This window comes from Citrobacter sp. RHB35-C21, assembly GCF_013816515.1.
GTDB lineage: Bacteria > Pseudomonadota > Gammaproteobacteria > Enterobacterales > Enterobacteriaceae > Citrobacter > Citrobacter braakii.
On sequence record NZ_CP057147.1, the window covers coordinates 511,869 to 523,490 of the forward strand.

Consider the following 11,622-nt stretch of genomic DNA (forward strand, 5'->3'; position numbering starts at 1 on the left):
TTACGGAGAGTAAAATGAAGTTTGTTGATGAAGCATCGATTCTGGTCGTTGCAGGTGATGGCGGTAATGGTTGCGTCAGCTTCCGCCGCGAAAAGTACATCCCAAAAGGCGGTCCGGACGGTGGAGACGGTGGTGACGGTGGTGACGTTTGGCTGGAAGCCGACGAAAACCTGAACACGCTGATCGATTACCGTTTTGAAAAATCATTCCGTGCGGAACGTGGACAGAATGGCGCGAGCCGTGATTGCACCGGCAAGCGTGGTAAAGATGTCACGATTAAAGTGCCTGTAGGTACGCGTGTAATCGATCAGGGCACGGGCGAAACCATGGGCGACATGACCAAACACGGTCAGCGTCTGATGGTCGCTAAAGGCGGCTGGCACGGTCTGGGCAACACCCGTTTCAAATCCTCGGTCAACCGTACTCCGCGTCAGAAAACGATGGGTACACCGGGCGATAAACGCGATCTGATGCTGGAGCTGATGCTGCTGGCGGACGTGGGGATGCTGGGCATGCCAAACGCCGGTAAATCGACGTTTATCCGTGCGGTGTCCGCGGCGAAGCCGAAAGTCGCTGACTATCCGTTCACCACCCTGGTTCCGAGCCTGGGTGTGGTGCGTATGGACAACGAAAAGAGCTTCGTGGTTGCCGACATTCCGGGTCTGATTGAAGGCGCGGCTGAAGGCGCAGGCTTGGGTATCCGCTTCCTGAAACACCTGGAACGCTGCCGCGTACTGCTACACCTCATTGATATCGATCCGATTGACGGTTCCGATCCGGTTGAAAATGCCCGTATCATAATTGGCGAGCTTGAAAAATACAGCCAGGATCTGGCGTCTAAACCGCGTTGGTTAGTGTTCAACAAAATTGATTTGCTGGACAAGGCTGAAGCGGAAGAGAAAGCGAAAGCGATCGCCGAAGCGTTAGGCTGGGAAGGTAAATATTACCTGATCTCCGCCGCCAGCCAGTTGGGCGTGAAGGATCTCTGCTGGGATGTGATGACATTTATCATCGAGAACCCGATTGTTCAGGCTGAAGAAGCGAAACAGCCAGAGAAAGTCGAGTTCATGTGGGATGATTATCACCGCCAGCAGCTCGCTGAAGTCGAAGACGAAGCAGAAGATGATTGGGATGACGATTGGGACGAAGACGACGAAGAAGGCGTTGAGTTCATCTACAAGCGTTAATCACATTAAAAACCCCGGCCATGTTGCCGGGGTTTTGTTTCCAGGTTTCAGAAGGCCGGATTAGGTGCGTTAGCGCTGCCATCCGGCAAACATACTCAGTTATTCTGATAAATATCCTTGTATAACCGGCTTTCGAAGCGGACCAGTGGAATACGGCGATTACGCTGATCAGCTGGCTCTACCGCATAACCAGACAGATACTGCACAAATGCCATGCGCTGACCGCTTGCCGTGGTGATGAAGCCTGCCAGGTTATAGACCCCCTGCAGTGAGCCTGTCTTCGCCGATACTTTGCCATCTACGCCAGCCTGATGCAGACCCGCACGGTATTGCAAAGAGCCGTCATGGCCTGCCAGCGGCAGCATGGTGATAAAGTTCAGCTCGTTATCGTGCTGAGCGATATACTGCAGCACCTGCATCATGGTCGCTGGGGCAATCAGGTTATGGCGCGAGAGACCAGAACCGTCGGCAATAATGGTGTTGCCGATATCAATACCCGCTTGCTGACGCAGAATCTGGCGTACGGCATCAGAACCTGCTCGCCAGGTACCTGGCACGTTAAATCGTGCATGGCCAATCATACGGAAAACGGTATCAGCAATCATGTTGTCCGATTTTTTCAGCATAATCTTAAGCAGGTCGTGCAGCGGCGCCGACTGCTTACTGGCTACCACGGTCCCCGGCTCGTTGACCAGCGTCTGGCGCAGCAGAGTCCCGTTGTAAGTGATACCGGCTTGTTTTAGCTCATCTTTGATAATCGCCCCGGCATAGCTGGCGCCGTCCTGAATAGCGAATGCCAGCGGCAGCGGATCGGCTCGTTGGGGCAGACATCCGGTCAACGTAAAGCGGTTGAGATCGCCTGGAACCACGTCCAGTTCACAATATTGCGCTTCGGCAGAGCCACGAGCGAGAGTACGCACCTGACTGAACATGGTGACCGGGTAGTAAGATGCCACGCGGATAAAGGCGAGATCGTTAGGTTTTTGCGCGCTATAGAGTGAAATCGAGAAACAGTTACGATCGACAATGGCTGCCGCGGGCGGTGCGCTAAAACACTGCGTCATGTCGTTCCAGGGCCAACCAGGTGCTTTATCATGGCTGGCGAAAATGGAGGTGTCGATCAAGACATTTCCGGCAATTTGCGTCACGCCTGATTTTTTCAGGGTTGCCACCATATTGCGAATATCCTGACGTTTTAGCGTCGGATCGGCACCAAATCGCGCCACTAAGTCACCTTTCAAAACGCCGCCTTCCACGTTGCCTTTAGTCTCAAGCGTGGTGGTAAAACGAAAGTCAGGCCCGAGCTGAATCAATGCCGCCAGCGCGGTGATCACTTTCTGTGTACTGGCCGGCAGCGCCATCTGCTGGCTATGGTAATCAATAGCAGGAGCAGGTGTGCCAACCTTCTGTACCATAAGGGCGAGGTTGGCCCCGGCAGGGAGCTGATTGATATACTCGTCGACGTTCGCAGCCTGAACGCTGAACGCTATACTGGCAGTCAATCCAATGGTAAATCTGGAAAATCGCATAATCTCGCGCTAACAACCTGGAAACAGGCCGTCATACTACGGCGCAACGCCCCAAAAAGTAAACGATGACCCATAGGGAACTCCAGGGTAAAATGATCATCAAATAGAGAATTGTAGCTGACCTGGGACCCTGAGCCCCGGGTCGGTATTTTTTTGCTTCTGACTCTGGCATGGCGTATGCCAGAGTGGGCTTAGCAGCCGGGGTGAGAGCAGCCGCCCCCTACAGGAATGTTCAAGAGGTATAACAAATGCAAGCTATCCCAATGACCTTACGTGGTGCTGAAAAACTGCGCGAAGAGCTGGATTTTCTGAAATCGGTGCGCCGTCCTGAAATCATTGCCGCTATCGCAGATGCGCGCGAGCATGGCGACCTGAAAGAAAATGCAGAGTATCACGCGGCGCGCGAACAGCAGGGTTTCTGCGAAGGGCGCATTAAAGATATCGAAGCTAAACTGTCCAACGCGCAGGTTATCGACGTCACAAAAATGCCGAACAATGGTCGCGTAGTTTTCGGCGCGACGGTTACCGTGCTGAATCTCGATAACGACGAAGAGCAGACCTGGCGTATTGTCGGCGATGATGAAGCCGATTTTAAACAGAACCTGATTTCGGTGAACTCGCCTATTGCTCGTGGCTTGATCGGTAAAGAGCAGGATGACGTGGTGGTTATTAAAACGCCGGGCGGTGAAGTTGAATATGAAGTAACGAAGGTAGAATACCTGTAATTCGCATCTTGGTTAAGATGTTGATACATTGTAAAGAAAGGAAAAAGGCCGCATAGCGGCCTTTTATCAACGAAGAGAGCGTGGCATTTTGCTCTCCTGCTAGCGGAAAATCCCGCGTTTTACACAAACTTCGTGTGCAACTTTGGGATATTCTTAGCGTGGCAGCGAGATTTTACGTTCTTTAGTCGGGCGATACAGTACCAGCGTTTTACCGATGACCTGTACATTGCAGGCGCCGGTTTCGCGTACGATAGCTTCCACGATCAAGGTTTTAGTATCGCGATCTTCCGAGGCGATTTTCACCTTGATAAGTTCATGGTGCTCTAACGCTTGTTCAATCTCGGCCAGTACCCCTTCGGTCAAACCATTGTTGCCAAGCATAACTACAGGCTTGAGCGGATGTGCCAGACCTTTCAGGTGCTGTTTTTGTTTAGTACTCAGATTCATCGTATATTTTTGCTTACGTTGGGATTGAAAACGGGTCATTCTACCGCCATCTCCCATATATCGCCAAATAGCTGTGTAGAAATTTACACCATTGGTTACGATGAACTGCCCTTTGGGAATGTGAAATGACAGGTAAAAAGCGTTCTGCCAGCTCGAGTCGCTGGCTTCAGGAACACTTTAGCGATAAATATGTTCAGCAGGCGCAGAAAAAGGGGTTACGTTCCCGTGCCTGGTTTAAACTTGATGAAATACAGCAAAGTGACAAAATTTTTAAACCGGGGATGACGATTGTTGATCTCGGTGCTGCACCCGGTGGCTGGTCGCAATATGCGGTTACGCAGATCGGCAACACTGGCCGCATTATCGCTTGCGATCTTTTACCTATGGATCCAATCGTTGGTGTGGACTTCCTTCAGGGCGACTTTCGTGATGAATTAGTCCTGAAAGCGTTACTTGAACGCGTAGGTGACAGTAAAGTACAAGTTGTCATGTCTGATATGGCGCCAAATATGTGTGGAACACCGGCGGTGGATATTCCCCGGGCCATGTATCTGGTAGAGCTGGCGCTTGGAATGGCTCGTGATGTATTAGCGCCAGGTGGTAGTTTTGTAGTGAAGGTGTTCCAGGGCGAAGGCTTCGATGAGTATCTAAGAGAGATTCGCTCCCTGTTTACGAAGGTCAAAGTTCGTAAGCCGGACTCTTCTCGCGCCCGTTCGCGTGAAGTGTATATTGTAGCGACCGGGCGTAAACCATAACCGGTAGATTTCAAACGAAAGTTTGAAAGAAACTGGATATAGAGTATCCTGACGCTGTTTTTAACACAGTTGTAATATGAGGTTAATCCCTTGAGTGACATGGCGAAAAACCTAATTCTCTGGCTGGTCATTGCCGTTGTGCTGATGTCAGTATTCCAGAGCTTTGGGCCCAGCGAGTCTAATGGCCGTAAGGTTGATTACTCTACCTTCCTGCAAGAGGTCAATCAGGACCAGGTTCGTGAAGCGAAGATCAACGGACGTGAGATTAACGTTACCAAGAAAGATAGTAACCGTTACACGACCTACATTCCGGTTAACGATCCGAAGCTGCTTGATAACCTGCTGACCAAAAACGTCAAGGTTGTTGGTGAACCGCCTGAAGAGCCGAGCCTGCTGGCTTCTATCTTCATTTCCTGGTTCCCAATGCTGCTGCTGATTGGTGTCTGGATCTTCTTCATGCGTCAAATGCAGGGCGGTGGTGGCAAAGGTGCCATGTCGTTCGGTAAGAGCAAAGCGCGCATGCTGACGGAAGATCAGATCAAAACGACTTTTGCGGACGTTGCTGGTTGCGACGAAGCAAAAGAAGAAGTTGCTGAGCTGGTTGAGTATCTGCGCGAGCCGAGCCGTTTCCAGAAGCTGGGCGGTAAAATCCCGAAAGGCGTCCTGATGGTCGGTCCTCCGGGTACGGGTAAAACCCTGCTGGCGAAAGCTATCGCAGGTGAAGCGAAGGTTCCTTTCTTCACCATTTCCGGTTCTGATTTCGTGGAAATGTTCGTGGGTGTCGGTGCATCTCGTGTGCGTGACATGTTCGAACAAGCCAAGAAAGCGGCACCGTGCATCATCTTCATCGATGAAATCGACGCCGTAGGCCGCCAGCGTGGTGCAGGTCTGGGCGGTGGTCACGATGAACGTGAGCAGACGCTGAACCAGATGCTGGTTGAGATGGACGGCTTCGAAGGTAACGAAGGCATTATCGTTATCGCGGCAACTAACCGTCCGGACGTTCTTGACCCTGCGCTGCTGCGTCCAGGCCGTTTCGACCGTCAGGTTGTGGTTGGTCTGCCGGATGTCCGCGGTCGTGAACAGATCCTGAAAGTGCATATGCGTCGCGTACCGCTGTCTCCGGATATCGATGCGGCAATCATTGCACGTGGTACGCCAGGCTTCTCCGGTGCAGATCTGGCTAACCTGGTCAACGAAGCGGCGCTGTTTGCAGCTCGTGGCAACAAGCGTGTTGTATCGATGGTTGAATTCGAGAAAGCGAAAGACAAAATCATGATGGGTGCGGAACGTCGCTCCATGGTGATGACGGAAGCGCAGAAAGAATCTACCGCGTATCACGAAGCAGGCCACGCGATTATCGGTCGCCTGGTACCGGAACACGATCCGGTGCACAAAGTGACGATTATCCCGCGCGGTCGTGCTCTGGGTGTGACCTTCTTCCTGCCTGAAGGCGACGCTATCAGCGCCAGTCGTCAGAAACTGGAAAGTCAGATCTCCACGCTGTACGGCGGTCGTCTGGCCGAAGAGATCATCTACGGTGTTGAACATGTTTCTACCGGTGCGTCGAACGATATTAAAGTCGCGACTAACCTGGCGCGTAACATGGTTACTCAGTGGGGCTTCTCCGAGAAACTCGGTCCGTTGCTGTACGCTGAAGAAGAAGGCGAAGTGTTCCTGGGACGTTCTGTGGCGAAAGCTAAACATATGTCCGATGAAACGGCTCGTATTATCGATCAGGAAGTTAAACTGCTGATTGAGCGTAACTATGACCGTGCGCGTCGTCTGCTGAACGAAAACATGGACATTCTGCACTCGATGAAAGATGCGCTCATGAAATATGAGACCATCGATGCGCCGCAGATTGATGATCTGATGGCTCGCCGCGAGGTACGTCCGCCAGCGGGTTGGGAAGAACCGGGTTCTTCTAACAACAACTCTGGCAGCACCGGCAAGCCGAGTGCGCCGCGTCCGGTTGATGAACCGCGTGCGCCGGACTCTGGCACCATGTCAGAGCAACTGGGCGACAAATAAGTTATCGTTGATGATGACCGTGTTTTAATTTAAAACCCTGGGGCTTGCCCCGGGGTTTTTCTTATTTGTATATTCAAGATGTTATCAGGGATAAAACTATGAAACTCTTTGCTCAGGGGTCTTCACTGGATCTCAGCCATCCACACGTCATGGGGATTTTGAACGTCACGCCAGATTCCTTTTCCGATGGTGGTGCGCACAACTCTCTGGTTGAGGCGGTAAAACACGCAAACCTGATGATTAACGCCGGGGCGACTATCATTGATGTGGGTGGTGAATCCACGCGTCCAGGCGCGGCCGATGTGAGCGTGGAAGAAGAGTTGCAGCGAGTGATCCCGGTGGTGGAGGCGATTGCTCAACGTTTTGAAGTGTGGATTTCGGTCGATACTTCAAAAGCAGAAGTGATTCGCGAGTGCGCCAGAGTCGGCGCACATATCATCAATGACATTCGCTCACTCTCGGAACCTGGGGCGCTGGAAGCCGCAGCAGAAACCGGATTACCGGTTTGTCTGATGCATATGCAGGGTCAGCCGAAAACCATGCAGGAAGCACCAAAGTACGAGGATGTTTTTGCTGATGTAAATCGTTACTTTGTTGAACAAATAGCACGCTGCGAGCGGGCTGGAATCACAAAAGATAAATTGTTGCTCGACCCCGGGTTCGGATTCGGTAAAAATCTCACTCACAACTACACATTACTGGCACGTTTGGCTGAGTTTCATCATTTTAATCTGCCATTGCTGGTTGGAATGTCACGAAAATCAATGGTTGGCCAGTTGTTGAATGTGGGGCCATCCGAACGCCTGAGCGGGAGCCTTGCGTGCGCGGTCATTGCGGCAATGCAGGGGGCGCATATCGTTCGTGTCCATGACGTCAAAGAAACCGTAGAAGCGATGCGTGTGGTGGAAGCCACATTGTCTGCAAAGGAAAATAAACGCTATGAGTAATCGTAAATATTTTGGCACCGATGGGATCCGTGGTCGCGTAGGCGACGCCCCAATTACCCCTGACTTTGTGCTCAAACTGGGTTGGGCTGCAGGAAAAGTGCTGGCACGTCATGGTTCACGTAAAATTATTATCGGCAAAGATACGCGTATTTCTGGCTATATGCTGGAGTCCGCACTGGAAGCGGGTCTGGCTGCCGCCGGACTGTCGGCTTCTTTCACGGGCCCAATGCCAACACCCGCCATTGCGTATCTGACGCGCGCCTTCCGTGCTGAAGCCGGGATTGTTATCTCCGCTTCGCACAACCCGTACTATGACAACGGGATTAAATTCTTCTCCATCGATGGGACCAAACTGCCGGATGCGGTTGAAGAAGCTATCGAAGCCGAAATGGAAAAAGCGATCACCTGCGTGGACTCGGCTGACCTGGGTAAAGCTACCCGTATCGTTGATGCTGCTGGTCGTTATATCGAGTTTTGCAAAGGCACCTTCCCGAATGAATTGAGTCTGAGTGAGCTTAAAATCGTGGTGGATTGCGCTAATGGTGCGACGTACCACATTGCGCCAAATGTACTGCGTGAGCTGGGCGCAAACGTGATTGCTATTGGCTGTGAGCCAAACGGTGTGAATATCAATGAAGAAGTCGGTGCCACCGACGTCCGCGCCCTGCAGGCGCGCGTGATGGCGGAAAAAGCCGATCTGGGTATTGCGCTGGATGGTGACGGCGACCGCGTCATTATGGTTGACCACGAAGGCAATAAGGTCGATGGCGATCAGATCATGTACATCATTGCCCGTGAAGCCCTGCGTCAGGGGCAACTGCGCGGTGGCGCGGTAGGCACGCTGATGAGCAATATGGGCCTCGAGCTGGCGCTGAAACAGTTGGGTATTCCGTTTGCCCGTGCGAAAGTCGGCGACCGCTACGTACTGGAAAAAATGCAGGAAAAAGGCTGGCGTATCGGTGCTGAAAACTCAGGCCATGTGATCCTGCTGGACAAAACCACCACCGGTGACGGTATTGTTGCAGGTCTGCAGGTACTGGCGGCGATGGTGCGCAACCATATGAGTTTGCACGACCTGTGCAGCGGCATGAAAATGTTCCCGCAACTGCTGGTTAACGTACGTTACACCGCAGGTAGCGGCGATCCGCTGGAACATGAAAACGTGAAAGCGGTGATGGCTGAAGTTGAAGCTGCACTGGGCAATCGCGGACGTGTTCTGCTGCGTAAGTCAGGTACAGAACCGTTAATTCGCGTGATGGTTGAAGGTGAAGATGAAGCGCAGGTGACTGAATTCGCTCACCGTATTGCCGATGCCGTCAAAGCGGTGTAATCACTAAAAACAGTGAAAACCGGAGTCTGGGACTCCGGTTTTTTTTACTGTACGGGAAGCGACTGTTTATGTCGGCGCTGCCAGAAGTAACCACCGATCATTAATATTACAAGGACTGCCAGCCACGGCAGAACCGCCAGCAAATGCCCTGACCGGGCAAAGGTCAGCACAATCATCAGTAACCAACCGCCCAGCATCGGAATCGCGGTGCGCTTAACAATGTCCACAGGTGAGACGCCTGCAATTCCCGCGATAGCAATGATGACGCCGGCAATGGGGGATAACGTACGACCAATACCCGCCGATATCTGGATAGGCAACATCATGACTGCGATGTCGCTACCGATATGACGGCTGATGTCCGGTACCATTGGGGCGAAGGAGAAAAACGCGGCATTTCCTGAGCCCATTAGCGCTGAAATTGCAAAGGTGATCAGGGTCATCAGCAGGATAATAGAGGCGGCGCTGAGGCCAAATTCACCGGAAAGCGACAGCAGCGCATCGACGGCGCCAATGGCTTTCAGTCCGGCTGAAAAGACTTCACCGGCGATAATCAGCGTGACGACGGTAGCAAAAACGCTGCCCATGCTGTCGAAGACTTTTTGTACGCCTGCCATCACCTCGCGCGCCTTACGATGACGGCAATACTCACAAACCAGGGTAATGGCGAGGCTTATCAGTACGGCGGTATCCAGCGTAATTTTGAGCGAACTGAATACTAAATCACTGCACACCAGCATCAACGCCAGAGGTAGCATGGGCAGAAAAAGCCAGGCGATCGGTGCTTCAGTTTCATCGGTCGACGTTAATGTCTGCATCTGCTGAGCCACACCGTCACTGCTTTCCCGATGGTCGAAAAAGCGTTGCACAACAATATGTAACAGGGCGATGAACAGAATAACGGGGACGACGATCGGCAACTGATCCTGCACGAAATAGTTCACCACCTCGATGCCTGCGGTTTTGGCGGCGAGAACCGAGTTGCCGGAACCTGGACCAAATTCAACCGCACAGGTACTGGCGATAACGGCGGCAACGGCAGCGCGGCTACAGCCAAGACGGGTCAGCAGCGGGTAGAGCGTCGCCATCAACAGCAGACCCAGCCCGGTGGCGCTGCTTATAAACAGCGACAGGAATTGACCCAGCAACAGCGCCAGTCCCAACAGCAGATACGGTGAGTTCAGGCGTTGCAAAGGGCGAGACGTCACCCGAACCAGCACCTGGCTTGCGCCAATGGCCGACATATATGTAGCGAAACCACCAATCAGCATAATTTGCAGCCCAAGGCCGCCGAGGCGCACGCTCAGGGTATCGCGAATAAACTCAAAGGCATCAAAGGGGCCGAATCCGGTGCTTTTTTTCACCAGGCCACTGAGCGTGGTCATCCCGCTAAAATGCGCAATAAGCAGCAGCACAATCCCGGTCAACAGTAACACTGACTGGGGGTGATATTTTTTGAGGATCAGACGTCCGGCAAAAATGATGGCAATTAGCGCCAGTAATAATGACATTCTTGCCCCCTTACTCGAAGTTGCCAGTAACCAGGCACTCGCCATCCCGCAGCAACGGCTTACCCGCAGCGAACAGATGGGCCAGCGAGAGGTCATCATTGAGTACACAGATATCGGCACGTTCCCCGGCGCAGAGCACGCCGCCGGAAATACCCAGCGAGCGCGCAACGTTTGCCGTCAACATCGCGATCGCTTGTGGCACTGGGATCCCCACATCAATCAGACGAGGAAGAAGATTAAGGTTACCTGCGACCGGTGCCGCGCTTAAGCCTTCCACAATACCCTGGGCGTTAAAGCGCGGAACGCTGCCATTACCATCAGAGCTGATCGTGATGCGATCGGCTGGAACCTGGGCTTCCAGAGCGTGGAGGATTGCCTGCTCCTGAGGCATAAAGCGACTACCGCCAGACGTAACGTCGATATGGCCGCCACGATGAGCGAACGCAATCGCCTGTTCGAACAAGGGCGCTGTTCTCGCAACATGGGTCGGTGAAATGTGGTGAATCGGAATGCCTGCATCACACAGCTCAATAAGCTGTGACATCCCTTCCGGCAGATTCCCCAGATGTACATGTAGTAACCCTTTTTTGCCTGCCAGCAGGGAAGCCACGCGGATATCGCTTACTATTCTCAGCAATTCCTGGAAAGAGGGGTAAGAACCACGGTGATCGGCGAGGGCGATTTTGACGCCAAGAATCGCCGGAATGAAGGTCATGTCATCGCGGATGGATCGCGTAATGGTTGGGCTGGGTACCGCGTAGGCTCCCGTATGCATAAATGCGCGTAATCCCTCAAGGTTGAGAGACTGCATTTTGGCGTAGAGGTCTTTGGGCGAACGAGAAATGGCATCGGTACCTAACACGCCGACAACCGTGGTAATTCCTGCCTGAATCAGATCGCGTAGCTTGACGGCTGGCGTTCGGCTGGCAAATCCAGCCTCGCCACCGCCACCGGTAAGATGGACATGTTGATCGATTATGCCTGGGATAACCCATTTGCCATGACAATCGATGACCTCGTCGACGCCATCAAACAGGGAAATATCTTTTTCTACCGCCACAATTCGGTCGGCATGAATGAGCAGGGAGCAGAGGCCTAAATCCTCGGGAGAAAAAACACGGGCATTGGTCAATAAAGTAAACATATCGGTCCTGTCA

At 52.7% G+C, this 11,622-nt stretch carries 10 protein-coding genes; 6 read left to right on the forward strand and 4 right to left on the reverse strand.

Going from position 1 to position 11,622, the window contains the following annotated elements; translation table 11 throughout:
• Positions 1-14: 14 nt before the first annotated feature.
• Positions 15-1,187, forward strand: coding sequence for an Obg family GTPase CgtA (cgtA, locus tag HVZ39_RS02520; protein ID WP_016154676.1), 1,173 nt, complete (start codon positions 15-17; stop codon positions 1,185-1,187).
• A gap of 95 nt (positions 1,188-1,282) precedes the next feature.
• Here cgtA and dacB read toward each other — a convergent pair whose 3' ends face one another.
• The gene (gene dacB / locus HVZ39_RS02525) at positions 1,283-2,716 is read right to left on the reverse strand and encodes a serine-type D-Ala-D-Ala carboxypeptidase (protein ID WP_181633190.1); all 1,434 of its coding nucleotides are present in this window, start codon (positions 2,714-2,716) and stop codon (positions 1,283-1,285) included.
• A gap of 248 nt (positions 2,717-2,964) precedes the next feature.
• On the opposite strand from dacB, the gene greA reads away from it, so the two are divergent.
• Positions 2,965-3,441 carry a transcription elongation factor GreA gene (gene greA, locus HVZ39_RS02530; protein WP_016154674.1) on the forward strand — a complete coding sequence of 159 codons (477 nt, stop codon included), beginning with the start codon at positions 2,965-2,967 and terminating at the stop codon, positions 3,439-3,441.
• Positions 3,442-3,594: 153 nt separating this feature from the next.
• Here greA and yhbY read toward each other — a convergent pair whose 3' ends face one another.
• Entirely contained in the window at positions 3,595-3,888 is a 294-nt protein-coding gene (yhbY, locus tag HVZ39_RS02535; protein ID WP_003025016.1) for a ribosome assembly RNA-binding protein YhbY, read from the reverse strand.
• A gap of 125 nt (positions 3,889-4,013) precedes the next feature.
• On the opposite strand from yhbY, the gene rlmE reads away from it, so the two are divergent.
• The 4 genes from rlmE (at position 4,014) to glmM (ending at position 8,954) form a co-directional block, all read left to right on the forward strand.
• Positions 4,014-4,643, forward strand: coding sequence for a 23S rRNA (uridine(2552)-2'-O)-methyltransferase RlmE (rlmE, locus tag HVZ39_RS02540; RefSeq protein ID WP_003025015.1), 630 nt, complete (start codon positions 4,014-4,016; stop codon positions 4,641-4,643).
• Between the two features lie 99 nt (positions 4,644-4,742).
• The gene (gene ftsH / locus HVZ39_RS02545) at positions 4,743-6,677 is read left to right on the forward strand and encodes an ATP-dependent zinc metalloprotease FtsH (protein WP_019077783.1); all 1,935 of its coding nucleotides are present in this window, start codon (positions 4,743-4,745) and stop codon (positions 6,675-6,677) included.
• A 98-nt stretch (positions 6,678-6,775) separates the two neighbouring features.
• Positions 6,776-7,624: a dihydropteroate synthase gene (gene folP, locus HVZ39_RS02550; protein ID WP_047413952.1), complete on the forward strand. Its 849-nt coding sequence runs from the start codon at positions 6,776-6,778 to the stop codon at positions 7,622-7,624.
• Positions 7,617-8,954, forward strand: coding sequence for a phosphoglucosamine mutase (gene glmM / locus HVZ39_RS02555; RefSeq protein ID WP_047413953.1), 1,338 nt, complete (start codon positions 7,617-7,619; stop codon positions 8,952-8,954). The genes folP and glmM overlap by 8 nt, the downstream gene beginning before the upstream one ends.
• Before the next feature lie 44 nt (positions 8,955-8,998).
• On the opposite strand, the gene dcuC is transcribed toward glmM, so the two are convergent.
• Both dcuC and iadA read right to left on the reverse strand, forming a co-directional pair.
• Complete coding sequence (gene dcuC / locus HVZ39_RS02560; RefSeq protein ID WP_181633191.1) at positions 8,999-10,465, reverse strand: C4-dicarboxylate transporter DcuC; 1,467 nt, start codon at positions 10,463-10,465, stop codon at positions 8,999-9,001.
• Between the two features lie 10 nt (positions 10,466-10,475).
• Positions 10,476-11,609, reverse strand: a complete 1,134-nt coding sequence (iadA, locus tag HVZ39_RS02565) for a beta-aspartyl-peptidase (RefSeq protein WP_016154669.1) — start codon at positions 11,607-11,609, stop codon at positions 10,476-10,478.
• Positions 11,610-11,622 lie beyond the last annotated feature (13 nt).

Excerpts from the sequence above, each read along its gene's own strand:
- cgtA (WP_016154676.1), top strand. The coding sequence starts at position 15 with ATGAAGTTTGTTGATGAAGCATCGATTCTGGTCGTTGCAGGTGATGGC.
- greA (WP_016154674.1), top strand. The coding sequence starts at position 2,965 with ATGCAAGCTATCCCAATGACCTTACGTGGTGCTGAAAAACTGCGCGAA.
- folP (WP_047413952.1), top strand. The coding sequence starts at position 6,776 with ATGAAACTCTTTGCTCAGGGGTCTTCACTGGATCTCAGCCATCCACAC.
- rlmE (WP_003025015.1), top strand. The coding sequence starts at position 4,014 with ATGACAGGTAAAAAGCGTTCTGCCAGCTCGAGTCGCTGGCTTCAGGAA.
- dcuC (WP_181633191.1), bottom strand. The coding sequence starts at position 10,465 with ATGTCATTATTACTGGCGCTAATTGCCATCATTTTTGCCGGACGTCTG.
- dacB (WP_181633190.1), bottom strand. The coding sequence starts at position 2,716 with ATGCGATTTTCCAGATTTACCATTGGATTGACTGCCAGTATAGCGTTC.
- glmM (WP_047413953.1), top strand. The coding sequence starts at position 7,617 with ATGAGTAATCGTAAATATTTTGGCACCGATGGGATCCGTGGTCGCGTA.
- yhbY (WP_003025016.1), bottom strand. The coding sequence starts at position 3,888 with ATGAATCTGAGTACTAAACAAAAACAGCACCTGAAAGGTCTGGCACAT.
- ftsH (WP_019077783.1), top strand. The coding sequence starts at position 4,743 with ATGGCGAAAAACCTAATTCTCTGGCTGGTCATTGCCGTTGTGCTGATG.
- iadA (WP_016154669.1), bottom strand. The coding sequence starts at position 11,609 with ATGTTTACTTTATTGACCAATGCCCGTGTTTTTTCTCCCGAGGATTTA.